General features: G+C 61.1%; 28 protein-coding genes, 1 tRNA gene and 1 pseudogene. 15 read left to right on the plus strand and 15 right to left on the minus strand.

Annotated features, from left to right (window positions below; genetic code table 11):
• Nucleotides 1–247: 247 nt before the first annotated feature.
• Nucleotides 248–994, minus strand: a complete 747-nt coding sequence (gene tpiA, locus IZV00_RS07190) for a triose-phosphate isomerase (RefSeq protein WP_196226427.1) — start codon at nt 992–994, stop codon at nt 248–250.
• A gap of 171 nt (nt 995–1,165) precedes the next feature.
• Between tpiA and IZV00_RS07195 the strand changes: the two genes are divergently transcribed.
• Together IZV00_RS07195 and trpE are read left to right on the plus strand one after the other, a co-directional pair.
• Nucleotides 1,166–3,118 (plus strand): peptidylprolyl isomerase, encoded by a 1,953-nt coding sequence (locus tag IZV00_RS07195; protein WP_196226428.1) that lies wholly within the window; start codon nt 1,166–1,168, stop codon nt 3,116–3,118.
• Nucleotides 3,102–4,643, plus strand: coding sequence for an anthranilate synthase component I (trpE, locus tag IZV00_RS07200; protein ID WP_230463130.1), 1,542 nt, complete (start codon nt 3,102–3,104; stop codon nt 4,641–4,643). Before IZV00_RS07195 ends, trpE begins: the two co-directional genes overlap by 17 nt.
• On the opposite strand, the gene IZV00_RS07205 is transcribed toward trpE, so the two are convergent.
• Nucleotides 4,644–4,916 (minus strand): DUF4242 domain-containing protein, encoded by a 273-nt coding sequence (locus IZV00_RS07205; protein WP_196224035.1) that lies wholly within the window; start codon nt 4,914–4,916, stop codon nt 4,644–4,646.
• Nucleotides 4,917–5,047: 131 nt separating this feature from the next.
• Between IZV00_RS07205 and IZV00_RS07210 the strand changes: the two genes are divergently transcribed.
• The 4 genes from IZV00_RS07210 to IZV00_RS07225 all read left to right on the plus strand — a co-directional run bounded on the left by IZV00_RS07210 (nt 5,048) and on the right by IZV00_RS07225 (nt 9,231).
• The gene (locus IZV00_RS07210) at nt 5,048–6,010 is read left to right on the plus strand and encodes a hypothetical protein (RefSeq protein ID WP_230463131.1); all 963 of its coding nucleotides are present in this window, start codon (nt 5,048–5,050) and stop codon (nt 6,008–6,010) included.
• A 278-nt stretch (nt 6,011–6,288) separates the two neighbouring features.
• Nucleotides 6,289–6,798, plus strand: a complete 510-nt coding sequence (locus tag IZV00_RS07215) for a type I restriction-modification system subunit M N-terminal domain-containing protein (RefSeq protein ID WP_196224036.1) — start codon at nt 6,289–6,291, stop codon at nt 6,796–6,798.
• 58 nt (nt 6,799–6,856) lie between these two features.
• Nucleotides 6,857–7,471, plus strand: a complete 615-nt coding sequence (locus tag IZV00_RS07220) for a hypothetical protein (protein ID WP_196224037.1) — start codon at nt 6,857–6,859, stop codon at nt 7,469–7,471.
• A gap of 5 nt (nt 7,472–7,476) precedes the next feature.
• The gene (locus tag IZV00_RS07225) at nt 7,477–9,231 is read left to right on the plus strand and encodes a type I restriction endonuclease subunit R (protein WP_329604450.1); all 1,755 of its coding nucleotides are present in this window, start codon (nt 7,477–7,479) and stop codon (nt 9,229–9,231) included.
• 806 nt (nt 9,232–10,037) lie between these two features.
• On the opposite strand, the gene IZV00_RS07230 is transcribed toward IZV00_RS07225, so the two are convergent.
• Nucleotides 10,038–10,113 (minus strand) — tRNA-Ala (locus IZV00_RS07230).
• 199 nt (nt 10,114–10,312) lie between these two features.
• Between IZV00_RS07230 and IZV00_RS07235 the strand changes: the two genes are divergently transcribed.
• Both IZV00_RS07235 and IZV00_RS07240 read left to right on the plus strand, forming a co-directional pair.
• Nucleotides 10,313–11,233 (plus strand): DUF2171 domain-containing protein, encoded by a 921-nt coding sequence (locus IZV00_RS07235; RefSeq protein ID WP_196224038.1) that lies wholly within the window; start codon nt 10,313–10,315, stop codon nt 11,231–11,233.
• Between the two features lie 191 nt (nt 11,234–11,424).
• Nucleotides 11,425–11,763, plus strand: a complete 339-nt coding sequence (locus IZV00_RS07240) for a DMT family protein (RefSeq protein WP_196224039.1) — start codon at nt 11,425–11,427, stop codon at nt 11,761–11,763.
• On the opposite strand, the gene queA is transcribed toward IZV00_RS07240, so the two are convergent.
• The 5 genes from queA to IZV00_RS07265 all read right to left on the minus strand — a co-directional run bounded on the left by queA (nt 11,760) and on the right by IZV00_RS07265 (nt 15,426).
• Nucleotides 11,760–12,806, minus strand: coding sequence for a tRNA preQ1(34) S-adenosylmethionine ribosyltransferase-isomerase QueA (queA, locus tag IZV00_RS07245; protein WP_196224040.1), 1,047 nt, complete (start codon nt 12,804–12,806; stop codon nt 11,760–11,762). The two genes, IZV00_RS07240 and queA, sit on opposite strands and share 4 nt — an antisense overlap.
• Nucleotides 12,807–12,876: 70 nt before the next feature.
• Nucleotides 12,877–13,635, minus strand: coding sequence for a peptidylprolyl isomerase (locus IZV00_RS07250; RefSeq protein WP_196224041.1), 759 nt, complete (start codon nt 13,633–13,635; stop codon nt 12,877–12,879).
• 94 nt (nt 13,636–13,729) lie between these two features.
• Nucleotides 13,730–14,242 carry a pantetheine-phosphate adenylyltransferase gene (gene coaD, locus IZV00_RS07255; RefSeq protein ID WP_196224042.1) on the minus strand — a complete coding sequence of 171 codons (513 nt, stop codon included), beginning with the start codon at nt 14,240–14,242 and terminating at the stop codon, nt 13,730–13,732.
• Nucleotides 14,243–14,245: 3 nt separating this feature from the next.
• Nucleotides 14,246–15,154: a polyprenyl synthetase family protein gene (locus tag IZV00_RS07260; protein ID WP_196224043.1), complete on the minus strand. Its 909-nt coding sequence runs from the start codon at nt 15,152–15,154 to the stop codon at nt 14,246–14,248.
• An 11-nt stretch (nt 15,155–15,165) separates the two neighbouring features.
• On the minus strand, nt 15,166–15,426 hold the full coding sequence (locus tag IZV00_RS07265; RefSeq protein ID WP_196224044.1) for an exodeoxyribonuclease VII small subunit: 261 nt from the start codon (nt 15,424–15,426) through the stop codon (nt 15,166–15,168).
• Between the two features lie 169 nt (nt 15,427–15,595).
• Between IZV00_RS07265 and IZV00_RS07270 the strand changes: the two genes are divergently transcribed.
• Nucleotides 15,596–15,979 carry a hypothetical protein gene (locus tag IZV00_RS07270; RefSeq protein ID WP_196224045.1) on the plus strand — a complete coding sequence of 128 codons (384 nt, stop codon included), beginning with the start codon at nt 15,596–15,598 and terminating at the stop codon, nt 15,977–15,979.
• Between the two features lie 49 nt (nt 15,980–16,028).
• Here the strand turns inward: IZV00_RS07270 and IZV00_RS07275 are convergent, their stop codons facing one another.
• Entirely contained in the window at nt 16,029–16,472 is a 444-nt protein-coding gene (locus IZV00_RS07275) for a DUF805 domain-containing protein (RefSeq protein WP_196224046.1), read from the minus strand.
• Between the two features lie 107 nt (nt 16,473–16,579).
• Between IZV00_RS07275 and purL the strand changes: the two genes are divergently transcribed.
• The gene (gene purL / locus IZV00_RS07280) at nt 16,580–18,757 is read left to right on the plus strand and encodes a phosphoribosylformylglycinamidine synthase subunit PurL (protein WP_196224047.1); all 2,178 of its coding nucleotides are present in this window, start codon (nt 16,580–16,582) and stop codon (nt 18,755–18,757) included.
• A 38-nt stretch (nt 18,758–18,795) separates the two neighbouring features.
• On the opposite strand, the gene IZV00_RS07285 is transcribed toward purL, so the two are convergent.
• Nucleotides 18,796–19,563 (minus strand): methyltransferase domain-containing protein, encoded by a 768-nt coding sequence (locus IZV00_RS07285; protein WP_196224048.1) that lies wholly within the window; start codon nt 19,561–19,563, stop codon nt 18,796–18,798.
• 59 nt (nt 19,564–19,622) lie between these two features.
• Here IZV00_RS07285 and IZV00_RS07290 point away from each other — a divergent pair, with 59 nt between their 5' ends.
• From IZV00_RS07290 to bfr, 3 genes are all read left to right on the plus strand, one after another.
• Nucleotides 19,623–20,867 (plus strand): DUF418 domain-containing protein, encoded by a 1,245-nt coding sequence (locus IZV00_RS07290; protein WP_196224049.1) that lies wholly within the window; start codon nt 19,623–19,625, stop codon nt 20,865–20,867.
• A 55-nt stretch (nt 20,868–20,922) separates the two neighbouring features.
• Complete coding sequence (locus IZV00_RS07295) at nt 20,923–21,093, plus strand: (2Fe-2S)-binding protein (RefSeq protein WP_196224050.1); 171 nt, start codon at nt 20,923–20,925, stop codon at nt 21,091–21,093.
• 158 nt (nt 21,094–21,251) lie between these two features.
• On the plus strand, nt 21,252–21,731 hold the full coding sequence (gene bfr, locus IZV00_RS07300; RefSeq protein ID WP_196224051.1) for a bacterioferritin: 480 nt from the start codon (nt 21,252–21,254) through the stop codon (nt 21,729–21,731).
• A 36-nt stretch (nt 21,732–21,767) separates the two neighbouring features.
• On the opposite strand, the gene IZV00_RS07305 is transcribed toward bfr, so the two are convergent.
• On the minus strand, nt 21,768–22,175 hold the full coding sequence (locus IZV00_RS07305) for a (deoxy)nucleoside triphosphate pyrophosphohydrolase (protein ID WP_196224052.1): 408 nt from the start codon (nt 22,173–22,175) through the stop codon (nt 21,768–21,770).
• 80 nt (nt 22,176–22,255) lie between these two features.
• On the opposite strand from IZV00_RS07305, the gene IZV00_RS07310 reads away from it, so the two are divergent.
• Nucleotides 22,256–22,441, plus strand: a complete 186-nt coding sequence (locus tag IZV00_RS07310; protein ID WP_196224053.1) for a Flp family type IVb pilin — start codon at nt 22,256–22,258, stop codon at nt 22,439–22,441.
• A gap of 136 nt (nt 22,442–22,577) precedes the next feature.
• Nucleotides 22,578–22,739, plus strand: a complete 162-nt coding sequence (locus tag IZV00_RS07315; RefSeq protein WP_196224054.1) for a Flp family type IVb pilin — start codon at nt 22,578–22,580, stop codon at nt 22,737–22,739.
• Nucleotides 22,740–22,817: 78 nt separating this feature from the next.
• Here the strand turns inward: IZV00_RS07315 and IZV00_RS21495 are convergent.
• The 4 genes and pseudogenes from IZV00_RS21495 to IZV00_RS07330 all read right to left on the minus strand — a co-directional run.
• Nucleotides 22,818–23,125, minus strand: a pseudogene (locus tag IZV00_RS21495) (LysM peptidoglycan-binding domain-containing protein); the annotation flags it as partial.
• Between the two features lie 134 nt (nt 23,126–23,259).
• The gene (locus tag IZV00_RS07320; RefSeq protein WP_196224055.1) at nt 23,260–24,204 is read right to left on the minus strand and encodes an acetyl-CoA carboxylase carboxyltransferase subunit alpha; all 945 of its coding nucleotides are present in this window, start codon (nt 24,202–24,204) and stop codon (nt 23,260–23,262) included.
• Between the two features lie 11 nt (nt 24,205–24,215).
• Nucleotides 24,216–25,133, minus strand: coding sequence for a tyrosine recombinase (locus tag IZV00_RS07325; RefSeq protein ID WP_196224056.1), 918 nt, complete (start codon nt 25,131–25,133; stop codon nt 24,216–24,218).
• Nucleotides 25,134–25,137: 4 nt separating this feature from the next.
• Nucleotides 25,138–26,949 carry a hypothetical protein gene (locus IZV00_RS07330; protein WP_196224057.1) on the minus strand — a complete coding sequence of 604 codons (1,812 nt, stop codon included), beginning with the start codon at nt 26,947–26,949 and terminating at the stop codon, nt 25,138–25,140.

Here is a 26,949-nt window from a genome sequence, read left to right on the forward strand (position 1 = left end):
GAGAATATCTGTCCCAATGGGGTGCGTTGTGGAGCCCATAGCGTTGAAGCGCCGCCGGGGCAACCGGGCTAAGGTTGGCTTGCGCCAGAGGAGAGCCTCTTCAGCCCCCTCTCTTCCAGGGAGGCGCAGAGGAGGGAGCTAGCGCAGCGAGCCTGACGCCGCGCCCGCTCACGCACGCCTCAACCTCCGTTCGTTTCGAGCGCAGTCGAGAAACGATAGCCCCTCGCCTGCCCTAAGCCGAACCGCCTTATTCCCCAGCAGCCGCAATCACCGGCCCGAATTTCGCCGCGGTCAGGCTTGCTCCGCCCACCAGGCCGCCATCGACATCCTCGATCGCCATCAACTCGACCGCATTCTCGCCATTCATCGACCCGCCATAGAGGATGCGCATGGCACCCGCCTCGCCGTCGCCGATCCGGCTCGCCAACGCCGCCCGCAGTGCCTTGTGCATGGTTTCGACCGCGTCCATCGTCGGGATTCGCCCGGTGCCGATCGCCCAGATCGGCTCATAGGCGATGGCCAGCCAGTCCGCCGCCGCGCCTTCCGGCAGCGATGCCAGCAGCTGCGCCGACACAACGCCTTCGGCCCCGCCAGCATCGCGCACCTCTAGGCTTTCGCCGACGCAAAGGATGACCTTCAGACCCACAGCCTTAGCCGCGAGCGCCTTGGCCGCGACATCGGCGTCCGTTTCGCCCTGATCCTGCCGCCGTTCGCTATGGCCAACGATCGTCCAGCTCGCGCCCGCTTCGGCCAGCATCGCCGCCGACAGGCAGCCAGTATGCGCGCCGCTATCGTTCATGTGGCAATCCTGCGCGCCGACAAAGGCGCCGCCCTTCACCTGATCGGCCGCCGCGATCAGCGTCGCGGGCAGGCACAGCCCCACATCGATCACCGGACGCTCAGCCGCCAGCGCGCCGATCGCTTCGACTTCGGGCAGCTGTGAACGCAGGCCGTTCATCTTCCAGTTGCCGACCACCAGCTTGCGCCTGCCCATCAATCCATACCCCTTCAGTCATTCGTCCATCCGCCAGCCCGCGCCGGGCCAGCCCCGACAGGCCGATGGACAAAGGCGCGGCATTTGTCCAGCCAAGCCGCACTTGCCGCCGCGACGATCCGCCCCTAAAGCGGGCCGCCCGTAAAAGTCTTTCTATTCTGGACTTCCTTCATGCTTTCAAACTTCCGCCGCTTCATCCACTCGAAATTCGGCGCCCTCTTCGCGCTCCTTTTCCTCGGCGTCATCGCGGCGGCCTTCATCATGGGCGACGTCACGAGCGGCAAGTTTGGCACCTCTCTCGGCGGTGGCGGCGAAACGGTCGCGAAAGCAGGCGGCACCCGGTTGACCCTGCCCCAGTTCCAGGAACGGGTTCAGCGCGTCTTCGAAAATGCCCGCCGCGCCACCCCGGGTCTTCAGATCGGTGATTTCCTCGCCCAAGGCGCCGCTGGCCAGATTTATGATCAGCTTGTCGCCGCAATGACACTGAAGGAATATGCGAAGGATCAGGGCGTCCACATCTCCAAGCGCCTCGTCGATGCGCAGATCGCTCAGATCCCCGCCTTTCAGGACGCCGCAGGCAGATTCAGCCAGGAAAATTTCCGCCAGCTTCTACTGCGCGAACGCATCACCGAACAGGCCCTGCGCGAAGACATCACCCGCGAGATCCTGGAACGGCAGATGCTCGCTCCGCTCGGCCTGGGGGTAAAACTGCCGAACAGCGTCATACTGCCCTATGCCTCGCTACTGCTGGAGGCGCGCCAGGGGACGATCGCTGCTGTCCCCGCCGCAGCCTTTGCGGACATTAAGGATCCCACGGACGCACAGCTCGCCACTTATTATCAGCAGAATGCCGGGCGCTTCACCATCCCAGAGCAGCGCCGCATTCGCTACGCCGTGATCGATGGCGAACGCTTCGCGCAAGCCTCGCAGCCGACTGACGCCGAAATTGCCGCATTCTATAATCAGAACAAAGCGAGCTATGCCGCCAAGGAAAGCCGCAATTTCGAGCAGCTCATCCTGCCCAGCGAAGCCGCCGCGAAGACGATCACAGAGCAGGTTAAGGGCGGCAAGTCGCTTGCAGCCGCTGCGCAAGGTGCGGGGCTGGAGGCGTCGGCGCTCATGGATCAAAGCCGTGAAAGCCTGACCACCACAACGTCCGCCACAATCGCAAATGCGGGCTTTGCGGCCAAGCAAGGCGAGCTTGTCGGCCCGATCCGGGGACCACTCGGATGGGTTCTGCTGCGCGTATCAAACGTTAAGACCGTTCCCGCGCGGCCGCTGTCAGCCGTGCGCGACGAAATCGCAACGACGCTCCGCTCGCAAAAGCAGAAGCGCTTGCTGAGCGAGTTCACCGGAAAGGTCGAAGATCAGATCGCCGATGGCGGCAGCTTTGAGGAAGTGGTGAAGGACAACGGCCTGAAGCTGGAAACAACGCCCTTCCTGATCGCCAACGGCAAGCAGGTCGAGGATCAGGCCTATCAGACTCCGGCTGATGTCCGTCCGCTCCTGGCTCCCGTGTTCCAGATGAGTCAGGACGATGACGCGCAACTTGTGCCGGTCACGCCCGACCAGCGCTACGCTCTCGCCGCGCCCGCCGAGATTCGGGCCGCCGCGCCGCCGCCGCTGGAAAAGGTGAAGCCGCTGGTACTTGCCCAGTATAAGCTGGCGCAGGGCAACGCCAAGGCGAAGGCCGTGGCCGAGCAGATCCGCGCGAAGGTCGCCAAGGGCATGAAGCTTGCCGATGCCGTGGCCCAGGCTGGCGTCCGCCTGCCCGCACCGCAGACCGTAGGCGGGCGTCGCGCCGATATCATGCGGGAAGGTCAGCGTCCCCCCGCGGAGGTCGCGATCCTGTTCTCCATGGCAACCAACAGCGTCAAGACGATGCCGATCGGTCAGGATCGCGGCTATTTCGTCGTGCAACTGAACGGTATCAAACATGGCGATGCGGGTGGCCAGACCGCTCTGCTTGATCAGGTCCGCAGCCAGCTTGGCGATGTCGTCGGCCAGGAATATGGGCAGCAGTTCGAACGGGCGGTCGAAAAGCAGCTTGGCGTAACCCGGAACCCGTCAGCTGTAGCCAGCGTCCAGCGTGCGCTTGCCAGCACCAATGGCGGCGCACAGTAACATGGTTGCGGGCAGCGCAGGCAATGACGGGATAGCGGCCGCTCGCGGCGCACTGGCGGCTGGCAATTCGGCGCTGGTGTGGCGCCGCCAGATCGCGGACACGGACACGCCGATCTCCGCCGCGCTCAAGCTGTTTGTGGCCGATCGTGGCGACTTTCTGCTGGAATCGGTCGAAGGCGGTGCAGTTCGTGGCCGCTATAGCCTGATCGGCCTAGCCCCCGATCTGGTCTTCCGCGCGCAGGGACAGGCGGCTGAGATCAATCGCCACTGGGCGACGGACCCGCAGGCATTTGTTCCAGAAGCGGCGGATGCGCTTGATGCCTTGCGAGCGCTGGTGGCGGAATGCCGGGCTGATCTTGACCCTGCGCTTCCCCCTGCCCTCGCCTGCTTGGTGGGCTATTTCGGTTATGAGACGGTCGGCCTTGTCGAAAAGCTGCCGCGCCCTGCGCCCAATCCGCTTGAACTGCCCGATATGCTGTTCGTGCGGCCGACCATCATCCTCGTCTTCGACCGGCTGGCCGATGCGCTGTATCTTGTCGCGCCGGTGTGGAAGGGCAGCTTCAGCGACGCCGACGCGGCGATCGCGCAGGCTTTGGAGCGGATCGATGCAACGGCTGCGCGTCTGGCGGCGCCCTTGCCGCATACGCCTGCTCCCCAGGACATTACCGATGTCGATGTGACCCCCGCGCTGGAGCCGGGTCGCTACAAGGCCATGGTCGAGCGGGCCAAGGACTATATTGTCGCTGGGGACATATTCCAGGTGGTACTTGCCCAGCGTTTCACCAGCCCTTTCACCCTTCCACCAATCTCGCTTTATCGCGCACTGCGACGGATAAATCCTTCGCCTTTCCTCTATTATCTCGATCTGCCCGGATTCGCCCTGATCGGCTCCAGCCCCGAAATTCTGGTGCGTGCACGGGATGGTGAAGTCACCATCCGCCCGATCGCGGGAACACGGCCACGGGGCAAAAATGCTGTCGAAGATGCTGCCAATCGCGAAAGCCTGCTCGCCGATCCCAAGGAACGAGCAGAACATCTGATGCTGCTCGATCTTGGGCGCAACGATGTGGGCCGGGTCGCCACTGCCGGGTCAGTGACGGTAACCGACAGCTATACGGTCGAATTTTACAGCCACGTCATGCACATCGTGTCGAATGTCGTCGGCCGCCTTTCGCCGGACAAGGATGCGCTGGACGCCCTCTTCGCGGGCTTCCCGGCAGGCACGGTTTCGGGCGCACCGAAGGTGCGCGCTTGCGAGATCATCGCGGAACTGGAGCCGGAGACGCGCGGCGCCTATGCAGGCGGCGTCGGCTATTTCGGACCCGACGGCAATATGGACAGCTGCATCGTGTTACGCACCGCCGTGCTCAAGGATGGCATCATGCACGTCCAGGCAGGCGCGGGCATCGTTGCCGACTCCACGCCGGAATATGAGCAGCGCGAATGCGAGGCGAAGAGTGGCGCACTCCTCGCGGCAGCGCGGGAAGCCGTCGATCTCGCGCGGCAGGCTGGCTTTGGGCAATAACTACTCGGCCGTAGTTGGATCAATCGTCGACCGCACTCTGGCGATGCTGTTGGCAGGAAGCCCCGCAAGCTCGGCATGCTGTCGGATCAACTCTTCGCTGGGCGCGCGGTAGAGACAATAGATCTTGTCATCCGTCACATAGCTGTGGACCCACTGTATCTCGGGTCCAAGTTCGCGCAGCACATTACACGAACCTTGTGACGCGTTCCTGAGCTCATCGCCCCGCAGCCTTCCCGCGCCGGGCATCTCTCTTTCTATCACGAACTGCGGCATGACCACCTCCATGCGTGAAGAGCGCCGAATCTATGCCTGTGTGCGGCGCGAGTCCATAACGACACTAACGGCCTCGCCATCCGCCAAACGCGCGGCGTTTCAGTCGCGCTACACGTGCAGACACTGGCTGGTTGCGGCAGCACCCCGAACTGTCGGAACGCCTCGTTCCCGTCGCCGGGCTAATATCGAGCGAAGAGGTCAATGGTGCGCGTGCCGATTGGCAGCAGGCTTGCGACGTTCTTCACGCGCATGTCAGCGCGAGGGTCAAGGAAGTAGAGCGGGTCGCGCGCATCCATCGCGATCCGTTTGAACCAATTCTGCCGATCTTGGAAGCACCAAGCCCTGTCGCAGAATACCTCAAGATCGCGGAAGAGATATTGAAGCATCGGCCCGATGATCTGCGCTATTCGCGCGCGGCTGCTGAGGCGGTTCGATCATATCTCATTATCCGATTTGGGCTTCACCTTGGTCTGCGGCAAAAGAATTTGCGGCAGCTTCTCGTGTGTCCACGTAGGCATCTGCCCCGTTCCGAACGGCAGCTCGAAACTTTGAAACGCGGAGAACTCCGCTGGAGCAGTCGAGACCACGGATGGGAGGTCGTCGTCCCCGCCGTTGCATTTAAGAACGCCCATTCCTCCTTCTTCGGAGGAAAGCCGTTCAAGCTGCTGTTGCCAGATTTGGGCAACCTATACGATCACATCGACGCCTACTTGGAACGGCATCGCCGTGTCCTGCTCAATCAAGCCGATGATCCCTGCACTTTTTTCGTGAAGACGGTGAAGAAAACCAGCAAGGACGCCTCATACGATCAAAATACATTCTATGAAGCGTGGCGTTTGATCATTCAACGCTACGGGATTTTCAACCCTTATACCGGGCGCGGAGCCATCCGGGGGTTGCTGCCGCACGGCCCTCACAATGTGCGGGATGTTCTCGCGACCCATATCCTGAAACAGACAGGCTCTTACGAGCAAGCCAGTTATGCCATTCAGGACACGCCAGAGATGGTCGCTAAACATTACGGACGCTTTCTTCCGCAGGATAAAGCCGCGATGGCCGCGCAAATTCTCAATCGGGTTTGGGAGGCCGCTTGAGTGCGTCGTGGCGCGGCCGGGCGTGTGGCGTTATCGTCACAGGCGGGGCTCTACCAATGACCTCTAGACCTTGCGAGACAATGCCCCATTGAACCGATCCAGACCCCTGTGAGACAGTCTATGCCCAGCGGAGGGCTGTCTCACGGGGGCAAGGCCATGTGAGAGAACGGGGTCTCACCATTCTCAAATGGATCGGCGACTTATTATCGACAAATCAGGCTCGGCCGCCCCATAAGAGCGGCATCGGGATCGGCATTGGCCATCAAAGGGGGAAATCATTGTCAGTTGACCTTCAGGACCTGTCGCGGCGTCTGTTCAAGACCGCCGAGCAGCTATGGACCAACACCGCGCTGCGTCCTGACCAGTATGCCCAGCCCGTCCTTGCCCTGATCGCGCTGCGGCAGATGGAGGCCCGGTTCGATCTGGTCCACTCCGATCTGTCGAAGACCTTCACGGGCCGCCTGAAGCCCACGCCACAGGATTACCACGGGCACGGCGCGGTGTTCCTGCCCGATCATGCCCGCTTCTCCTACCTGCTGGGCCTGCCGGAAACGGAGAACCTGGCCGAGGCGCTGAATGCCGCGATGGAGGCCATCACCGAACATAACCCTGACCTCGCCGGTGTGCTGCCTCGCGGTTATGGCGCGCTGCCCAGTAGCGTGCTGCGCGAAGTGCTGCGGCTCCTGTCAACCCCGGTCGTTATGTCGCCGTTGCGCCGGGCGAGCAGGTGGAGGACGAGGACTTCCGCGGGCGGCTGGCTGCCTTGCAGGAGGAACTGGAAGGGCTGAACGCCGAGGCGGCGCGCTTGCAGGATGTGATCGCGGCGAATGTAGCCGAGGTGCTAGCGTGAGTGATTGGCCCAGCTTTACCATTGAAGACCTCTGCGTTTCCGTTGTCGATTGCGTGAACCGCACCGCTCCGGTTGTCGAAGGGCCGATCCTCGACACACCCGATGGCCCGCTGCCGGAGGGTTGGACTTGGGGTGCTTTTCGCGATCTTGCTCGCGAGGTGCGCCAAACGGTGTCGCCAGACGATGTGCCTCCCGACACTCCGTATGTTGGACTGGAACACATGCCGCGACGGTCATTCACGCTTGATCAGCATGGGCAGGCCGAGGAGGTCTCAAGCCTGAAATCGCGTTTCCAGCGAAGCGATATTCTGTTCGGGAAAATCCGCCCCTATTTTCACAAAGTGGTCTGGGCGGGCTTCGATGGCGTGTCATCGACCGATGCCATTGTTTGGCGTCCTGTTGCTGGCCTCGCTGCGCAAGCACTGGCCACCGCATCCAGCGATGCTTTCGTGGCCTATTCGGTGCAGACCTCCAACGGAACAAAGATGCCCCGCGCCAAGGGCGCACGGCTTGGCATGCTGCCAACGACATTCCGTAGCCGCCGCAAAATTTCATCACGCGTGCTGTTGCTGAACTCGGCGAGGTCGTCAGCGGTAGCCGCGCCCATCTGAAAGAGTTGCTGGCAGGCAATGAACGCTATGTGTTCAGCCTGATCCAGAAGTTCAGCACGGCGGACAAAGAACCCATGTCTATGCTGTCCGAACGTTCGGACATCATCGTGATGACCGACGAGGCCCATCGCAGCCAGTATGACCAGCTTGCCGCCAATATGCGCGCCGCGCTGCCCAATGCTTCCTTCATCGGCTTTACCGGCACCCCGCTAATCCAAGGCGAGGAAAGCCGCACCCGCGAGGTGTTCGGCGATTATGTGTCCGTCTATGATTTCGCCCAGTCGGTGCGGGACGGGGCGACCGTTCCCCTGTTCTACGAGGCGAGAAAGCCGGAGTTGCAGCTTAACACCGATGAATTGCGGGAAGAGCTGGACACCCTGCTCGACGAGGCCATGCTGGACGAGGAACAGGAAAAGAAGCTCAGCCAACAGTTCGGGCGGCAATATACGCTCATCACCGCGCCCGACCGGCTGGACAAGGTGGCCGAAGACGTGGCGCTACACTTCGCCATGCGGGGCTATCGCGGCAAGGCGATGTTCGTCGCCATCGACAAGGCAACCGCCGTCGCCATGCACGATCGGGTCAAGGCCGAGGTCGCTCGCCTGATCGCAAAGGACGAGGAACGGCTGAAAGTCGCCCATGAGGCGGAAGGCGCGACGATTGCCGAGCGGCTGATGTGGCTCCGCGAACTCGATATGGCGGTGGTGGTCAGCCAGAGCCAGAACGAAATCGACGACCTGCGCAAGAAGGGCCTCGACATCCTGCCGCACCGAGAGCGGGTGCAACGGGAAGACCTTGAAGCCAAGTTCAAAGACCCAGACGATCCGCTGCGGCTGGTGTTCGTGTGTGCCATGTGGATCACCGGCTTTGACGTGCCCACCATCGGCACCGTCTATCTCGACAAGCCGATGAAGAACCACACACTGATGCAGACCATCGCGCGGGCCAACCGCCGGGCCGAGGGCAAGACATCCGGCGTCATCGTCGATTATGTCGGCGTGTTCCAGAACCTCCAGAAGGCGCTCGCCATCTATGCAGGTGGCGGGGGTGAGGAAACACCGATCAAGGACAAGGAAGCCCTTGTTGCCACCCTTGAAGATGCGCTGGGATCGGTTCGGGCCTTCGTTCAGCCGTTAGGCGTTGAACCGGACGCCATCATGACGGTGCGCGATTTTGACCGGCTGCGGCTCATAAATCAGGCCGTTGAAATCTTGATCGCGCCCGACGAGCGCCGCCGCGAGTTCCTGCGCCTGACCGCTGCCGTCACCAAAGCATACAAGGCGCTGCTACCCGATGAGCGGGCCGCGCCCTTTCTCAGGCCGGTCGCCGTGTTCCATACCCTGTCCGACGCGGTGAAGGCAAAGTTGGGGCCGGTCGATATATCCGCCATCTCCGCTCGCATCGCCGAACTGCTCGACGAGAAGCTGGAGGGCGTCGCGATCCTGACACCTATCGTCGAAGGCGATACCGCTAAGGGTCGCGTGGACCTGTCCGGCATCGACTTCGACAAGCTGGCCGACCTCTTTGCCACCAGCCCGAAAGTCACCGCCGAAACGCTCCGCGAGGGAGCAGAGGAGAAAGCCTTCGCAGGCGGCCTTGGTCAACGTCGCCATGGGTGTTTCGGAACCGAAGAACGCCAAGATATGCTTCATTTCCGCGCGGTAGCGATCCTTGGTCTTTTCGGTCTGGCCCTTACGAAAGATCGTGTCCAAATAGGCTTGCTGCACATCGCCGAAGGTTGGCCCCTGACGCGCAGGTAAGGACGGCGCATAGACCGGAGAAGCCACGACAGGCTCCAGAAAGGCAACGTCATCAAACCCCTTGGAATAATCCCCGTCCAGATGGCGGCGCTCCATCTGGGCAATCTGCAAGGCAGCGCGACGAACCAACTCCCGAAGCAACTGCGCCTCCGGCGAAAGGAAATCAGCGCGCATACCCGCTTTGCTCAGCAGATCAGTTTCGATTGACTGGACGAGCCGCATCGTCCCGGCATCTTCCGAAGATCGAAACATTGCGATGCGGTCTTCGATCTCCATCACATATTCATCTCGGCGCTGGGCATCCATCGCCTGATCGGGAGGCAAGGCGTCCAATTCCGACCGTGCCGCCAACAGGTACTCTCGCGCTAGTCGCCGGGCATCCAAATCGGTCAGCAAGGGCAGAGAGGGATCGGTGGGCCGAACCGGGGCGGACGTGCGCGACCGGACGATGATCCCCTGTTCGTTTGCCGCTGAATGGCTGATCCGTTCGCGCGCCTCATGGATTTCGCGTTCAGCGGCCTGAACCGCGAGATGATATTTGCGCTCATGCTGGCGCGCAGGCTCTCCGGCGTCTTTCCACGCGGACACCCCCAGCGATTTGTTGTAATCCGACCGGCCCAGATGCGCGGCTACGTCATCGGGAAAGCGCCTGCGATAGTAGAGATTTCGGCTGCCCGCCCGTTCAACGACATATGGCGGTTTTGGCATGTCTTCCATAGCCCTGTGTTACACATTGGTGTAGCAAAGAGGCAAGAAAAGCCGCAGATTTCCGCCGATTGGCAGAAATCCGCAGGTTTTGGGAAAATTGGTGGAGCCGAGGGGGATCGAACCCCTGACCTCGTCATTGCGAACGACGCGCTCTCCCAGCTGAGCTACGGCCCCGAAGGAGCGCTGCCTATAAGCGAGCGGAGATTCGCTTGCAACGGGCTTTTTCGGAAAAGGTCGGCCTTGCAGCAACATCGGCAGCACGGTGCGGAAGAGCGATGTTACCCGGACGTAACATCCGGAACGATGCGCCCTGCTGCTCATTAGTGATGCAACGGCGTTTAGGCCGTAGCAACAGCAGCCAAGGAGAAGGACGATGGGCTATCAAGGCGGACGTCGCTATGGAGACGATGGCAGGGCTCGCAGCGACTGGGATCGCGGATCCGACCGCCATCGCGGGCAGCGTGACTGGCGCGATGATCGTAGCTATCGCTACGGCACGCGCGGCCAGTTCGGCGGTTCGGATTCCCGGCGGTCACCAGAACATTATGATCCGGAAGAGCGCGGCTTTTTCGACCGGGCGGGAGATGAGATCCGCAGCTGGTTCGGCGATGAGGAGGCCGAACGCCGCCGCGAATATGACGAATATTATAACCGCCCCTATGGCGACCCGCGCGATGAAAGCAGCCGTATAGGGTTTGCGTCGGCATCGCGCAGCAACCAGTATCTGCCAAATCGTGGCTATGCACCCTATACGGGAGAACGCAGTGGCTATGGCAGCGAAGATCATGGCAGTCGCGTACGCGCCTACGGACCCACGCATGATTATGGCGAGCATCATGACGCCAACTATTATGCGTGGCGACAAGAGCGGATGAATGAGCTGGACCGCGACTATGCTGAATATCAGCGGGAACATCGCGATCGCTTCAACAATGAGTTCGGAACCTGGCGCACGCGGCGCACCGAACAGCGCCAGGCGGTGCAACAGGTTCGCGAACATATGGAGGTCGTCGGAAGCGACGGCGCTCATGTGGGAACGGTCGATCGGTTAAGTGGCGACCGCATCATCCTTACCAAGAATGATCAGGATGCCAGCGGCGTGCACCATTCCGTACCTTCGTCCTGGATCAGGTCGGTGGACGAACAAAGGGTGACGCTGGAAAAGACGGCCGATGAAGCGCACCATGCCTGGCGAACCGAACGGGAGCAGAATGCTCTCTTTGGCGAAGGACGCGAACAGAGCGGATGGAACAGTGGCGGCGTCAGTGCGCGCGATACGGAACGCAACCGCTAATCAAATATAAACAGGCAAGGGGTCCGGCAGACGTCCGGACCCTTTGCTTGTCCGATCCCTATCCCCCGCGGCGGCGAGCCGATCCCACCTTCAATGCTTCCGGCATGAAGGGAGGATGAGCTCGATCAAGCCCTTGCCCTTGGGCCTCAAGCAATGCCAGAGCGCAACTGCACGCGTTACGAGGCCCGTCCATGCCAACCATATTGCTGCTGGTCATCTCCAATCTCTTCATGACCATAGCTTGGTACTGGCATTTGAAGGGCGGAATGGGAAAGCCGATCCTGCTGGTCATCCTGATCAGTTGGGGCATCGCGCTCGTCGAATATTGTTTCGCCGTACCCGCAAATCGCATTGGGTTTGCCAGCGGCTGGAGCCCGGGTCAGTTAAAGATCGCGCAGGAAGCGATCGCCCTGATCGTCTTCGGCGGCTTTATGGTGACCGTTTTGGGTGAACCACTCCATTGGCGCCACGCGGCAGCCTTCCTATGCATAGTGGCGGCGGTCGGCTTTCTGTTCGCAGGGCGATCCTAAAGCGGATTTGCGAGCTGAGGCAGAAGAAGCGACGAGTCTCCATAGGAGTAAAAGCGGTATCCGCTTTCTATCGCATGAGCATAAGCCGCCTGCATGCGTTCCCGCCCCATCAAGGCGCTTACCAGCATAAACAAGGTCGATCTCGGCAGATGGAAGTTGGTCATTAGCCCATCCACGGCGCGGAAGCGGTAGCCCGGCGTGATGAAAATGCGGGTCTCATCCGCGAACGGACGGATCACTCCATCCTCCCCGCAGGCGCTCTCAAGCAGGCGCAGGCTGGTCGTGCCCACGGCTATAAGGCGACCGCCAGCTTGGCGCGCGGCGTTCAGCCGGTCGGCAGCGGCTTGCTCGATCCGGCCCCACTCCGCATGCATACGATGATCATCGGTATCCTCCGCCTTCACAGGCAGAAACGTACCGGCCCCCACATGAAGCGTCAGCGTTTCCGACATGACACCGGCCTCACTGAGTGCCGACATCAGCGCGGGCGTAAAATGCAAAGCCGCCGTCGGAGCCGCCACCGCCCCGTCCTCGCGAGCGAACATGGTCTGATAGTCACTGCGGTCGCGGGCGTCCGTAGGCCGCTTGCTGGCGATATAAGGCGGCAATGGCATGCGCCCCGCCCGCTCCAGCAGCACCTCGACAGGCTCATCCCCCTCGAAGGTCAGCGTCACCCCGCCTTCGTCATCACGCGCGCCCGCCAGAGCCGTGACGCCTGCACCGAAATCTATCTGGTCCCCCTCGCGCACCCGCTTGGCATTGCGAAGGAACGCCTGCCATTGCCGCAGGCCAAGACGCTTGTGGAGCGTGGCGCCGATCTTCGCCTGACCGCGAATGCCCTCCAACTGAGCGGGGATGACCTTGGTATCGTTAAACACCAACACATCACCGGCGCGCAGCAAGGCAGGCAAATCCCGAACGGTACGATCTTCGAAAGGCTTTTCGCCATCGACCAACAGCAGGCGCGCCGCATCGCGTGGCGACGCGGGCCTTAGCGCGATGCTTTCAGCCGGCAGTTCGAAATCGAAAAGATCTACGCGCATGCGGGCGCTGTCCTCAAGACACGGCCATCATGCCGATGCGACATCGGCATGATCCACTTCAAGTTGCGACTTACCGCTTCTTCTGTGAGGAGGCTTTCTTCACCGGTGCGGGTGCAGGCGCGATAATGGAAGGCGCGGGCGGCGTTGGAAGCGCCATGACCGGCGGCTTGCCGTCGCTTTCAATCGATGCCTGCAGGATCGTGGTCGGATTTGCGGGCGGCTCGCCCGGCGCGATGGCGTCGACATATTGCATGCCCTCAATCACGCGGCCGAACACCGTATATTTCTTGTCCAGCTGCATGCGGGGCAGGAACAGGATGAAGAACTGGCTGTTGGCGCTATTCTCATCCTGCGCGCGGGCCATCGACACTGTGCCGCGAAGATGCGGCATCGGGTTGAATTCGGCCTGCAGGTCGGGGAGCGACGATCCGCCGGTTCCGTCATTCTTCGGATCGCCGCCTTGCGCCATGAAACCGGGGATCACACGATGGAATTTCAGGCCGTTGTAAAAGCCCTGCCGCGTCAGCTGCTTGATGCGTTCGACATGCTGGGGAGCGATGTCGGGACGCAGCTGGATGCGGACACGACCGCCACTCGACAGGTCGAGATCCCAGACGTCCTGCGGGTCCACCGGAACCGACGCAGGCGGCAGTTTCGCGCTAGGATCCTGTCCCATCGACTTGGCATTCTGCTCCGCCCGCGCGGCAGCCTCCGCCCTTTTTGCCTCTTCGGCATTAGCGCCTCCGCCACCCTGGGCCAGCGCCACGCCGCCCGACGCATAGAGAGCGATAGTGATCGCCACGGTCTTGAACGCCGAACTGAACCGCATGGATGAGCTTTCCCTAATATCTAAAGCCTGGTGGCGAAGCTGCTCTGATAACGCGCTCTTCGCGATTGGCAACTGAACGAAGGCTGAGCAGCCCTTATTGATCGCCCTTCTTTCCAATCTCGCCGACCCGGGCCACCACCTGCTGGCATGTCGCGGGGCTGACGAACTTGTGGATCGGACCGCCGTAAAGCGCGATTTCCTTGACCAGCCGCGATGCGATCGGCTGAAGGGAGACATCGGCCATGAGGAAGACCGTTTCGACGCGAGGGTTTATCTGCTGGTTCATTCCCGCCATCTGATATTCATATTCGAAGTCGGCAACGGCGCGCAGGCCGCGGATGATGACGCTGGCACCCTGCGATTCGGCGAAGTCCATCAGCAATGAATTAAAGCCAGTGACCACAATCTCCGTGTCGATGTCAGCGCATTCGCGGCGCACCATCTCCAGCCGCTCTTCATCGGAGAACATGGGCGATTTGGAAATGTTGGTGGTGACGCCGATCACCAGCTTGTCGACCAGCTTGGCCCCTCGGCGAATAATGTCCATGTGACCCAAAGTGATCGGGTCGAACGTGCCGGGATAGACCCCCACCCGCTGCCTGCTCATGCCTTACCGGTCCCTTTCCACGATATAGTCTGCGATTGCTCGCAGCAGATCGGCCTCCCCGCCGAAACCATGAAGATGCGCCTTGGCCTGATCCACCAGCAAACGCGCCTGCTCACGCGCGCGCTCCACGCCCAGCAGCGAGACAAAGGTTTCCTTGCCCGCCGCCGCATCCTTACCCAGCGCCTTGCCCGCCAGATCGGCGTCACCTTCGACGTCCAGCAGATCGTCGGCAATCTGGAACGCCAGGCCGATGTCGCGCGCATAGCCGTGGAGGCTGGTGCGAGCATCGGCCGGAATGCGTGCCATGATCGCCGCCGCGTCCACACAAAATGCAATGAGCGCCCCGGTCTTAAGCTGTTGAAGGCGCGTTACGGTGACAAGGTCGAAGCTGGTGCCTTCCGCCTCCAGATCCATCATCTGTCCGCCCGCCATGCCTGCGGGACCGCTGGACAGCGCCAGCGCCTTTACCAGCTCCACCCGGACGAACGGATCAGGATGAGTCTCTTCATCCGCCAATATTTCGAAGGCCAGATCGTGAAGACAGTCCCCGGCCAGGATCGCCGTCGCCTCATCAAAAGCCTTGTGGATCGTCGGCTTACCCCGGCGCATGTCATCATCATCCATCGCCGGAAGGTCGTCATGCACCAGCGAATAGACATGGATGCATTCGACAGCCAGCCCGACGCGAAGCAGCGAATCCTGGGAGATATTGAACAACTCGCCCGCCGCCTGCACCAACAAGGGACGCAATCTCTTGCCGCCGCCTATGGCCGCATGGCGCATGGCCTCATAAAGGCGCGCGCGCGGATCATCGGGAACGGTCAGCAACAGTTCGAACGCGCGATCAATGTCCGCGGCGACGGCAGCCGCACGGGTGGTCACCACCTCTGAACCGGAGGTCTGCCCCTCCATGGCCGCGGCGCTCAATCCGCGCCGAAAGGCTGGGCGCCCGTGACGGCGCCGCTGGGATCGATGGTCAATTTCTGAATGCGAGCCTCTGCCGCCTGCAGGCGTTCAAGGCAGCGCTTGCGCAGTTCTTCACCCTGAGCATAGAGCGAGATCGACTCGTCGAGCGGCACATCACCGCTTTCCAGCCGACGAACGATCGACTCCAGCGCCCGCAGCGCATCCTCAAACGACAATTGGGACAAATCGCCCGGCTCTGTCTTGCTGTCTTCGGCCATGACCCTGCATTGGCGGGCACCGGTGGCCGGGTCAAGCCTGCACCACGCCGCAAGGCAGATTCCGGGCCTGCTTGTAACAAAAGTGTCATCGAATCTCGCACAAAGCTGGAGGGATTTTGGCAGTTTTGCGTTGACGCTCGCGCAAGCAAGTGCACATAGAAGGACCGCTATGAAATATTATCTCCCCCTGATTTCCGCCGTTGCTCTCAGCTTGCTCTCCGCTTGCAACAATAATGATGAACCCGAAGTCGTCGGCGGCCCCGCCGATCCGATGGCTCAACAGCTCGCGAATGCCGCACCTGTCGAACTGCCCCCTTCGGTGAAGGTCAGCCGCCAATATCGCTGCAAGGATAACAGCCTCATCTTCATCGACTTCCTGAGCGACGACAAGACCGCGAACCTGCGCACTGAAAAGAACGGCGCACCGACAAAGCTCGTCGCCCCCGAAGCTGGCAAGCCCTTCACGGCCGAAGGCGGCTATTCGGTCGATGGCAGCGGCAAGCAGATCACCGCCACCCTTCCGGGCAAAAGCGGCCTTAGCTGCAAAGCCTGATCAACATTTCCATGTCTTTCACAGGCCGGGCTCAACTGCCCGGCCTTTTTTATTTTCCTATCCTGCCGACCAGTTCGGGTTCACCAACCTCGACGGGGTCGGGACCAAAGCGGTTGGGACCGCGCGTCCCGCTCATGATGAAGAAGACCAGCAAAACCAGGCTTCCGATCAGCGGGAAGAAAATGATCAGCAGCCAAAATCCGCTCCGGTCCGTGTCGTGCAGCCGCCGCACCGCTACTGCGAGCCAGGGGATCAGGATAGCAAGGCCGAACAGGCCGGTGAGCGGCCCTCCCCGCGTGTGATAGCCGGTACTGAACGACCAGGGACCCCGGCGCACCCAATGTTCTGTGGTGCTTAGGCCCAGCAGTCCTTCGACAATGCCGACCGCGATGAAGCAAAGCAGAAGGAAGAGGATGAACATCCAATATTCCTTTGGCCGCGCACGGCCAGAAAAACGAGCGTAGCGACGCAGCGGCAACAACATCCATTCCATATTTCCCCTCCTCCGATCAGTGTTCCAACGCATATAAATAGCATGTTTTCCCGACTTGGGCTGGCCAAGGATTGTCTATCCGCCCCTCCCCGGCTAAAGGCGCGCTCATGTCGACCGCAGCCACTCAAATCACCCCGGAAATCGTCGCCGAACATGGCCTTTCGCCGGAAGAATATGACCGCGTTCTGAACGCCCTCGGCCGTGAGCCGAATCTGACGGAACTGGGCATCTTCTCGGTCATGTGGTCGGAGCATTGCTCCTACAAGTCGAGCCGCATCCACCTGAAGAAGCTGCCCACCGAAGGCCCGCAAGTCATCTGCGGTCCCGGTGAGAATGCGGGCGTCGTCGATATCGGCGATGGGCAGGCGGCGATCTTCAAGATGGAGAGCCACAATCACCCGTCCTACATCGAACCCTATCAGGGCGCGGCGACTGGGGTCGGCGGTATCCTGCGCGACGTCTTCACCATGGGCGCGCGTCCAGTCGCGAACATGAATGCGCTGCGCTTTGGCCGTCCCGATCATCCGAAGATGAAGCATCTCATCAGCGGCGTCGTCCATGGCATCGGCGGCTACGGCAATTGCGTTGGCGTCCCGACGGTGGGCGGCGAAGTAAATTTCCACCCGGCCTATGATGGCAACATCCTGGTCAACGCAATGACCGTGGGCGTCGCGGATACCGACAAGATCTTTTATTCGGCTGCTTCGGGCATCGGCAACCCGATCGTCTATGTGGGATCGAAGACCGGCCGCGACGGCATTCATGGCGCGACCATGGCCTCTGCTGATTTCGGCGACGACGCCGACGCCAAGCGCCCGACCGTGCAGGTCGGCGATCCCTTTACCGAAAAGCTGCTGATCGAAGCCTGTCTTGAGCTGATGGCGTCCGACGCGATCGTCGCCATTCAGGACATGGGCGCGGCAGGCCTGACCTCCTCCTCGGTCGAAATGGCGTCCAAGGGCGGCGTCGGCATCCAGCTCAACATGGACGACGTGCCGCAGCGGGAAACCGGCATGACGGCCTATGAAATGATGCTGTCGGAGAGCCAGGAGCGCATGCTCATGGTACTCCAGCCGGGCAAGGAAGCTTTCGCCGAAGCCATTTTCCGCAAGTGGGAGCTTGATTTCGCCGTGATCGGCCATGTCACCGACACGGGCCGCATGGTGCTGGTCCACAAGGGCGAGACGGTATGCGACATTCCGCTCGCGCCGCTGGCTGACGACGCGCCGCTCTATGATCGCCCGTCGATGCCCAAGGACGAATATAAGCTGTGGTCCAACGTCCAGCCGCTGGGCGAGATCGCCGAAAGCGCGGACATCGGCGCCGATCTCGTCAAGCTGATGGGTTCCCCCGACATTGCCAGCCGCCGCTGGATCTGGGAGCAATATGACCACATGGTCGGCGCCGACACGGTTCAGCGCCCTGGCGGGGACGCGGCAGTGGTGCGCGTCCACGGCTCGCAAAAGGGCATCGCGATCAGCACCGACTGCACCCCGCGCTATTGCTATGCCGATCCCTATGAGGGCGGAAAGCAGGCCATCGCCGAATGCTATCGCAACATCTCGGCCGTCGGCGCGACGCCGCTTGCCGTCACCAATTGCCTGAACTTCGCCAATCCGCAGCGGCCGGAAATCATGGCGCAGTTCACCGGCTGTCTGGAAGGCATGGGCGACGCCTGCCGCGCGCTCGACTTCCCCATCGTATCGGGCAACGTCTCTCTCTACAATGAATCCAAGGCGACGGGCGGCGGCTCGGCAATCCTGCCCACCCCCGCAATCGGCGGCATTGGCCTGTTGAAGAACGTCGATGTGATGGCAACCGTCGCTTTCAAGCAGGAAGGCGATGCAATCTGGCTCATCGGCGGCGAAGGCTCGCATCTCGGCCAGTCCATTTGGCTGCGGGAAATTCAGGGCCGCGAAGCTGGTGACGCGCCAAAGGTAGACTTGGCCGCCGAACGAGCCAATGCAGAGACTGTCCGCACGTTGATCGCCCAAGGGAAGGCCAATGCCGTCCATGATATTTCGGACGGCGGCTTGCTGGTAACCGTCGCGGAAATGGCGCTGGCAGGCGGATTGGGCGCACAGCTCGACATCGCATTGAACACCGCGGCGGCCTTTGGCGAAGATCAGGGCCGCTATGTCGTAACAGCCGCGGCGGGTACGGAGATTGCCGGAGCAGTCAGGATCGGCACCGTCGGCGGCGACCGTGTGGCGGGCGTGAATCTCGCCGACCTGCGCTCTGCGCATGAGGGTTTCTTCCCCAACCTGATGGACGCTGAACTGTAAGTACCAACACACATGGCTCCTGCCCAGCAGGAGCCACGTCAGGCAGGCCTGGTCACCCGTCCAAACAATATCTGATAGGCATCAGCGCCCCCTCCGGCATCGAAGGCAGCCATCACTTTCTTTAACTCTTTCGGCGGAAGGGGTTTTCGGCCTTCGCTCGACACCACCGCGCCGATACCTTTCAAATGAGAAATCAGGCCACGCGCCCCGGTGCAGCTGAGCGGACAAGTTTCATCAAAGGCGAAGGCATCCTCATATCGGCGCAGCATTGAGGACAGTTCATCGAGCGAAGGGTAATCGGGCACGCCGGGAACAAGGCCGCAAGCCTGATGAGCTGCTCGCCATTGACCAAAACTCTCCTTTCCCATGGTAGAAAAGATCAGGCTGCCACCCGGTCTCAACAACCCCACCAGGCGAGCGATGGCCTCTTCCAGATCATCGAACCATTGAAAGGCGAGGCTCGACAGGACGAGGTCGAACCATTCCCCCTCGAACGGCGGCGCTTCGCCATCCATGGCAAGGAAAGTCCCCGCGACGAACCCCCCTGTAGCCGTTCGAGCAAGCATTTCCGGCGAAATGTCGGTGACCAGCAGCTCTGCCCTCGGCCAGCGCTGCTGAATATCGCGAGTCAGCAGGCCCGTGCCGCAACCGATCTCCAGGATGCGCCCCACTCCGCTGGGCTTCTGCCGCTGAGCAAGGTCGGCGACCAGCACCGCCGCCGCGCGCTGGGGGCCGGCATGATCTTCGTAATGGCCAGCCGCCGCGCCGAACGCTGCGCTTATCCGTTGCTTGCGGCCGCTGTTCATGGCTAGTCGCATGACAGAGCCCCGCCGACTTTGCCAGCGTCTTTAAGGAACCTCGCCGCATGTCTCCTCCTTCATCCCAGATTGCTGCCATGGACGTGCTACGCGGGTGCGCCGTCATGGGCATATTGTGGATGAACATCAGCGCCTTTGCCCTGCCCCAGACGGCCTATTTCAATCCCGCTGCCGCAGGCCCGCTGTCCGTCGGCGATAAACTGTTCTGGCTGATCAGCTTCCTGTTTTTCGACGGAAAGATGCGTGCTCTTTTTTCAATATTGTTCGGCGCGTCCATGCTGCTGCTGATCGATCGGGAAGAGATGGAGGGGCGTGACGGACAGCGGGCGCAAATCATCCGGGCGGCCTGGTTGTTCATCTTCGGCCTTGCCCATTATCTGCTGCTTTGGGCAGGCGACATATTGATGAACTATGCCCTGATCGGGCTGATCGCGATGCTGTTCGTCCGCAAAGAACCGTTGGCGCTCATCAAATGGGCCTTCTTCTTCTTCCTCGCGCATTTTCTGATCTGCGCGCTGTTCATATTCAGCATCCACGGATGGGCAGACGCGGCCGTCGCACCAAGCGCGACCGCCAGCATCCGGGATAGCTTCGCGCAATATATAGGGCCATTCACCAACCCGGATGATCCAGCCATCCGCCAGGAGATCGTCACCTATCGCGGCAGCTTCGTAGCCATTCTGACGCATCATTTACACCTTTTCGTCCACGATTGGTGGTGGACCTTCTTCATGAGCGCATTCGACACTCTTGGCTTCATGCTCATAGGCATGGCGATGTTGAAGGGCGGCTTCCTGACTGGACGATGGGAAGCGGAGCACTATTGGCGCACTGCCCGCCATTGTTTCCTCGTCGGATTGCCACCCATGGCGGCGCTGGCAGGCTGGCTGCTCTGGCGAAACTTCCCTGTTGTTCCGGCCATAGGTGTGTCGCTTGCCTGGTCATTTCCTTTTCGCATCCCGCTTGCAGTAGGCTGGGCAGCACTGATCCTGTGGTTCTTCACACGACATCGCCAGAGCCGCATGACGATGGCAGTCGCGCGCACCGGGCGCCTCGCTCTCAGCAACTATCTCGGCACCAGTCTCATCATGTGCGCTGTCTTCTATGGATGGGGATTAGGGCTATTTTCGCATCTCCGGCCGTTGGAACTGCCGCTGGTGGTGCTGTGTGGATGGCTGTTCATGCTTGTTTGGTCGACGGCATGGCTGTCCCGATTCGCCATGGGGCCACTAGAATGGCTGTGGCGAAGCTTGGCTCGCGGCAAGGCGCAAAAGATTCGCAACAGCATCTAATATTCTATTGCGACCCATTATCATTTGAGATATTTCCCGAGTCAGGGAGAGCCTCATGGTCGTCTGTATCTGCAATGCCATTCGCGAAAAGGATCTGAAGGAAGCCGTTCGGGGCGGCGCCGACACCCCGTGCAGCGCCTATGCTCGCCTCGGCCGTCGACCGAAATGCGGCCAATGCGTCCCTTTCGCCCGCACGCTGATAGCGGCCGAACGCGCGACCGCCTGATCCGATTGCGTGACATCCGCAGCCGACGTCTCTCTTTTGCCGCGAACTCGACGCAATAGCGGCTTGCAAAATCCCCCTTTTCCGCGGCTTTCCGGTTAACAAAGCCCCGCGATGGCCCTATAGTTACGGCTTCATTCCAATAGCACGAGGGCAGCGCCATGAAGGGTGACTCAAAAGTCATCGACTATCTCAACGAGGTCCTCAAAAATGAGCTGACCGCGATCAATCAATATTTCCTGCATTACCGGATGCTCGATCATTGGGGCATCGAGAAGCTCGCCAAATTCGAATATGAAGAGTCGATCGATGAGATGAAGCATGCCGACAAGGTAGCGGAACGCATCCTCTTCCTCGACGGCTTGCCCAATTTTCAGTTGCTTGGCCGCTTGAAAATCGGCGAAACGGTCGAAGAGGTACTGAAAGCCGATCTCGAGCTGGAATATGAAGCACTTCCCGTTCTGAAGGACGCCATCGCCCATTGCGAGACCGTGCGCGATTATGTCAGCCGCGACCTGTTCCAGTCGATCCTCGAAAGCGAGGAAGAGCATGTCGACACGCTGGAAACCCAGTTCGAAATGATCGAACGCATGGGCATTCAGAACTATATTCAGCTGCAGAGCAAGGCTAGGGAAGAGTGATTCGGCGGGCGAGTTGCCCAGGCGGCCCGCCCCGTTTCAAATCAGCGAATCGAGCAGACCAATTAACGGCAGGTCCGCCGGTGGCATATCCAGTGCATACATCTGGTTGGGCCTGACCCATTTAAGTTCCGTGGCATGCCGTGCCTCGGGCAGGCCCTCCCATTTTCGGCACACATAGAGCAGAAGCAACAAGTGCCGGTCTCCTAGCGCCTCACTGGCGAAAGCTGCGGGCGCAAGGCAACTTGTGTGCGTGCGGATGCCGAGTTCTTCTTCCAACTCTCGGACAAGTGCAGCCTCCGGGGTTTCGCTTTCCTCAACCTTCCCCCCAGGAAATTCCCACAGCCCCGCCATCGCCTTACCAGGCGGTCGTTGCTGAAGCAGCACCCGGCCATCCGCATCGACAAGTGCGGCAGCCACTACCAACAGGGGATGAATGATCGTCATGTTCGTCCAGCAAAGGGGTTTGTTAACTCTGGCTCTTTTACAAGGCTAAACGGGGCTGTCTGCAATAAACGGGTGATGCAATGCGCGGGTTGATCAAACTCCTATCCCGATCGAGGTTGTTGCAGTGTCAACGGGGAGCAACCGCAGTCGAATATGGGCTGATCTTGGCTTTGATCTGCCTGGCAGCACTCGCGGCGATATCGAATGTCGCAAACAAGACCGTAGGCATGTGGAACAATGTCGCCACAGAGGTTCTCGCGCATTAACCATCAATATCTGACACTTCCTTCGCGCCATTAAATCTTTGTCAACCTAACTCCCATAAACCGTCCATAGCTGACCTATTTCAAGCGGGGCGGCCGGGTAGTTAAACGGGATTTTTTCTAGTCAAGGAGACTTCACATGAAGTTCGTTCGCAAGATGCTGAAGAATGAAAAGGGTGCAACCGCCATTGAATATGGCCTGATCGCAGCTCTGATCGCTGTCGCCGCCATCGGCGCCATGACCAGCCTCGGCGGCAAGCTGGGTAATACCTTCAATAAAGTTTCGGCCAACATGAACTGATTTCGAAACGATTTTAAAGAAAGGCGGCAGGAGCAATCCCGCCGCCTTTTTTGTTTTGCACCCTTCCCGACAGCTATGTATAATCCTTACTCGCTGGCCGGGTTTAAGACGCTTTGGACGGTCAAAGCGTTGAGCGCCAGAAGCGCTCCAGTTGATGCCGGTATAGCCATACGTTGGCTAATCGATTGCACCGTATCGCCAGCCTTGACGATCACCACGCTGATGCGACGCGGCTTTATAGCTGCGGCTTCCTGTGAGGTAATTCGCGTGACGGATTGCACAATGGAAGAAAATGACCCCTGCCCCCGCCCCGAAGGAGTCGGCAGCAGAAAATGATAGGCCTTCCCGCTACCAAAATCATAGGCGAATACCGTCGCATGAACCTGGCGTGGATCACCGCCGTAAAGAACGGCTGCGGCTCATCAACGCTAAACCTCCTCACGGCTCCCCCAGACATACTCAACCTGCTACCGGGACGAAACGACGTTCCGGATGCATGTTCCCAGAGAGCAGTCTTAGATCAAGCGCCGATGGCGAGGAACTTATCAGCCCGGTCAGTACGAAGATCCTGCGGGCTCAATCCGGCAAGGGAATCCAACTCTTCGCCAATGGCGGCACCCAAGCTGGCGATCGCCTGCACCGGCTCACGATGCGCGCCACCAATGGGTTCTGCAATGATCCGGTCGATAACCCCCAAATCCTTAAGATGCTGGGCGGTGACCTGCATGGCGGTGGCGGCATCGCTCGCCTTGTTGGCGGTGCGCCACAGGATCGATGCACAGCCTTCGGGCGATATGACCGAATAGACCGCATGTTCGAACATCAGCACCCGGTTTGCGGCGGCCAACGCCACCGCGCCGCCGGAGCCCCCCTCACCCACTACCGCAGCGACCATGGGCACACCCAAGGCCAAACACTGTTCGGTCGAGCGGGCGATCGCTTCAGCCTGACCGCGCTCTTCCGCCTGTACGCCCGGGAACGCCCCCGACGTGTCAACCAATGTCACGACCGGCAGCCCAAAACGGTCAGCCAATTGCATCAGGCGGATCGCCTTACGATAGCCTTCAGGCTTCGCCATCCCGAAATTGTGCCGAACGCGGCTGGCGGTGTCGTCACCCTTTTCATGACCGATCACCATGACGCGGCGGTCACCCAGCATCGCCAGACCGCCAATGATAGCCTGATCATCTGAAAACGCACGGTCACCCGCAAGGGGCATGAAATTGTCGAACATGCCCGCGACATAATCCTTGAAGTGCGGGCGGTCGGGATGCCGGGCCACCTGGGTTTTCTGCCAAGGCGTCAACTTGGCATATGTGTCCACAAGCACCTTGGTCGCGCGCTGTTCAAGCTTGTCGATCTCACCGCCGATATCGATGTCACCGGCGCTGGCCGTCGCGCGCAATTCAATGACACGCGCCTCTAGCTCGGCGATAGGTTTTTCAAATTCCAGAAAGCTGACCATGGCCGACGGCGTTAGGGGGCAGACGCTTCTTCGTCAACGAAACGATGGCGCATTGTCGCCAGCGGATGACGGCTGTTGACCAGTTCGACCAACCGGCGGCTATCGACATGCGTGTAAATTTGGGTCGTTCCGATATCGGCATGGCCAAGCATCGACTGCAACGCGCGCAGGTCTGCTCCTCCTTCCAGCAGGTGCGTGGCGAAGGCATGGCGCAGCACGTGGGGACTGACTCGCTGTGGAGCGATGCCTGCGGCGGCGGCCAGCTGCTTCACCAGCTGATAGAGCCGAATGCGGCTAAGATAAGTTTTCCCTGACGGGAACAGCCAGGGACTTTCAGCAGGGACATGGGGCAACCAGGTCGAAACGGCGGCCCGCGCCCGATCCGATATCGGCACCAGTCGCTCACGCGCGCCCTTGCCCTTCAGGATCAGAAACGGCCGATCCGTCGCCAGCGCGCGACGGGGTAAGGATACCAGTTCGGTAGCCCGCAAACCGGAACCATATAATAGCTCGATGAGGGCGGACAGACGAAGATCCAACGCGGAAGGGTGCTCGACCGCCAGTTTCTGTTCGATCAAGGCAAAGAGCGATTCGACTTCCTGCGCGGACAATATCTTCGGCAGGGACCTGCGCGTTGCGGGGCGTGGTAGCGCCGTGGAAGGATTGTCGGCACGCAGCCCCTCTTCCTCCAGAAAGCCGTAAAATGCGCGCAGGGCGGAGACTTTTCGCGCGACAGACGAGGCCGCCAACTCTGCCCAGGCCGTCGCCAGCCCTGCAATGCCATCCTTCGTCGCGATCGAGAGGCCACCCAAAATCGCCGCCGCGCCTTCCAGATCGGCGCGATAGGCGAGCAAGGTATTGCGCGACGCCCCCCGTTCAGCCGCCATCATTTCCAGAAAACGACCGATCAGCGCGCCATCTTCTCCCATGGGACTAAATCCGCGTGATCGCCTCCGCCGCGATCATCCGCGCTTCGGGATCAAGCCCGACCTGATGCAGAGCAGCGACGATATGATAGAGATGGGCAGGTGGCAGGCGATTCCACTCTGCCGTCTGCATGCCCACCGCGGCGAGCAGCGCGACGGTGGCCTTTTCCCCGCTCGCCGCCGCCTGATGGATCGCCCTCGCCCACCGGCTGTTCGCCGCCAGGTTGAGCCCCTTATCCTGTGCCAATGAAGCGCTTGCCTGCGAATCGATGCGAGCAAGGCCTGCCAGCGCAGCAATCAGCATCTGGCCTTTCTCCGCGCCAGCTTCGTCCGCGAAGGAAGAAATCCGGCCTTCGCTAATATCGACAACTGAACTGGGCGCGCCAACCGCCAGCAACGCCCAAAGGTCGCTAGCGCCATCCCCCTCCGCCTGACGAGCAAGCCCGCTCCAGCGCGCCGCGCTGCGATCATAACCTGCGGTCAGCATGGCCGCGACCAGGTTGGCGGCCTCGCGCGCATCGATGTTGGCCACCGGCAAAGCGGCGGCGGCCTTGGCCGTAGCGATCAGGCCGACATAATCAGGCCTGCTATTATCCCGCCACAGCGTCCGCATCGCCTGGACCCGCTCTTCGGGCGAGCCACCACGATAGGCGGTGCGCAGCGCATCGACCCGGTCGGCGATTTCCGGCGACGCGTCGCCGTCAGCGCCAAGCTGGCTGTAAAATCCTACCAAAGCCTGGCTCGAAAACACGCCAAGCCGCGCTGCCGTCTCGCTGCCCGGCAGGCGGCGAGCTGCGCTGAGCGCAGGCGCGCGCGCTTCCCACGCGCGGACGTGGCGTCCGGCGGTGGTATATAACGGTTCGGGAATTTCCACATTGAGCGCGGTTGCCAGGCCAAAGCGCCATGCCGTCAGCCCATCGACCCCATCCCATTCGATCTTCACCGATCGCCGCGCGTTGAACCCGGTGCCCACGACCTTTTCCGCGAGCCTGTAATCTATGCCGCGCACCACGCCGCGCCGCTGGGCCTGATTGAGTGCAGCGCTCGCCGACCCCTGATCGCCCGACAATGCCGGGCAGATCGCCCGCGTCATGTCCCACCCCGGCTCCTTGCTGTAACGCAGCGCGCCAGCCGACAGAGGGCACAGGCCAGCCGGATCCGCCGTGGCCAGATAAGTCTGCATCGCCACCGCATAGAGGCGTGGTGTGAACTTGTCCGAATCGACGCTCTGCACCAGCAGCCGCGCGCTATCAGCCTCACCCATGCGCAGCAGCAACCATGCCCGCTCCGCAACCCAGTCGGCGCCGTCGATATCACGAGGCGTGTCGGTTGCCGAAAGTAGCGCGCGCCGCAACAGGATAGAAGCCCAGCGCGACGTGATCGGCGCTCGCGTTTCCTTCATCAGCGTGGCGAGAAATTGCCCGGACTGTGCGCCGAAGGCATCAGGCGCCAGGCCGCGCCGTTCGGGCGTCAGCGGCCCAATTCGTTCCAGCGACCGATGCGCGCCTTCTGGAAGGTCATATTTCTGCTTTTGCGCCGCCAGCTCTTCTTCTGACAGCGCTTCCTCTGGACCATTCCCCGCCGCATTGTCGGCAGGAGCCATAGCGCTGCCGGACGGCAAGGGCTGAACCATCGGGACGGGAACAGCCGGACTTGCCGGACGCGGCGTTTGCGGTCCGGCGGCGGGCGGCGTCTCGGGTGCCTCTCCAAAGCCGGGGGGCAGGAGCGATTCAGGCGACTCCTGCGCAATCACCGGCAGCGCGAGAGCGAGCGCAAGCGTTCCAAGCGCCCATTTCGCATTCAACCGGCCTTGACGCAT

Source organism: Sphingobium sp. Cam5-1 (assembly GCF_015693305.1).
GTDB lineage: Bacteria > Pseudomonadota > Alphaproteobacteria > Sphingomonadales > Sphingomonadaceae > Sphingobium.

Bases quoted from the DNA above. Each gene is read 5' to 3' on its own strand.
- tpiA (WP_196226427.1), bottom strand. From the start codon at position 994: ATGGGCAGGCGCAAGCTGGTGGTCGGCAACTGGAAGATGAACGGCCTG.
- IZV00_RS07195 (WP_196226428.1), top strand. From the start codon at position 1,166: ATGCTTTCAAACTTCCGCCGCTTCATCCACTCGAAATTCGGCGCCCTC.
- trpE (WP_230463130.1), top strand. From the start codon at position 3,102: ATGGCGGCGCACAGTAACATGGTTGCGGGCAGCGCAGGCAATGACGGG.
- IZV00_RS07205 (WP_196224035.1), bottom strand. From the start codon at position 4,916: ATGCCGCAGTTCGTGATAGAAAGAGAGATGCCCGGCGCGGGAAGGCTG.
- IZV00_RS07235 (WP_196224038.1), top strand. From the start codon at position 10,313: ATGGGCTATCAAGGCGGACGTCGCTATGGAGACGATGGCAGGGCTCGC.
- IZV00_RS07240 (WP_196224039.1), top strand. From the start codon at position 11,425: ATGCCAACCATATTGCTGCTGGTCATCTCCAATCTCTTCATGACCATA.
- queA (WP_196224040.1), bottom strand. From the start codon at position 12,806: ATGCGCGTAGATCTTTTCGATTTCGAACTGCCGGCTGAAAGCATCGCG.
- IZV00_RS07250 (WP_196224041.1), bottom strand. From the start codon at position 13,635: ATGCGGTTCAGTTCGGCGTTCAAGACCGTGGCGATCACTATCGCTCTC.
- coaD (WP_196224042.1), bottom strand. From the start codon at position 14,242: ATGAGCAGGCAGCGGGTGGGGGTCTATCCCGGCACGTTCGACCCGATC.
- IZV00_RS07260 (WP_196224043.1), bottom strand. From the start codon at position 15,154: ATGGAGGGGCAGACCTCCGGTTCAGAGGTGGTGACCACCCGTGCGGCT.
- IZV00_RS07265 (WP_196224044.1), bottom strand. From the start codon at position 15,426: ATGGCCGAAGACAGCAAGACAGAGCCGGGCGATTTGTCCCAATTGTCG.
- IZV00_RS07270 (WP_196224045.1), top strand. From the start codon at position 15,596: ATGAAATATTATCTCCCCCTGATTTCCGCCGTTGCTCTCAGCTTGCTC.
- IZV00_RS07275 (WP_196224046.1), bottom strand. From the start codon at position 16,472: ATGGAATGGATGTTGTTGCCGCTGCGTCGCTACGCTCGTTTTTCTGGC.
- purL (WP_196224047.1), top strand. From the start codon at position 16,580: ATGTCGACCGCAGCCACTCAAATCACCCCGGAAATCGTCGCCGAACAT.
- IZV00_RS07285 (WP_196224048.1), bottom strand. From the start codon at position 19,563: ATGAACAGCGGCCGCAAGCAACGGATAAGCGCAGCGTTCGGCGCGGCG.
- IZV00_RS07290 (WP_196224049.1), top strand. From the start codon at position 19,623: ATGTCTCCTCCTTCATCCCAGATTGCTGCCATGGACGTGCTACGCGGG.
- IZV00_RS07295 (WP_196224050.1), top strand. From the start codon at position 20,923: ATGGTCGTCTGTATCTGCAATGCCATTCGCGAAAAGGATCTGAAGGAA.
- bfr (WP_196224051.1), top strand. From the start codon at position 21,252: ATGAAGGGTGACTCAAAAGTCATCGACTATCTCAACGAGGTCCTCAAA.
- IZV00_RS07305 (WP_196224052.1), bottom strand. From the start codon at position 22,175: ATGACGATCATTCATCCCCTGTTGGTAGTGGCTGCCGCACTTGTCGAT.
- IZV00_RS07310 (WP_196224053.1), top strand. From the start codon at position 22,256: ATGCGCGGGTTGATCAAACTCCTATCCCGATCGAGGTTGTTGCAGTGT.
- IZV00_RS07315 (WP_196224054.1), top strand. From the start codon at position 22,578: ATGAAGTTCGTTCGCAAGATGCTGAAGAATGAAAAGGGTGCAACCGCC.
- IZV00_RS07320 (WP_196224055.1), bottom strand. From the start codon at position 24,204: ATGGTCAGCTTTCTGGAATTTGAAAAACCTATCGCCGAGCTAGAGGCG.
- IZV00_RS07325 (WP_196224056.1), bottom strand. From the start codon at position 25,133: ATGGGAGAAGATGGCGCGCTGATCGGTCGTTTTCTGGAAATGATGGCG.
- IZV00_RS07330 (WP_196224057.1), bottom strand. From the start codon at position 26,949: ATGCGTCAAGGCCGGTTGAATGCGAAATGGGCGCTTGGAACGCTTGCG.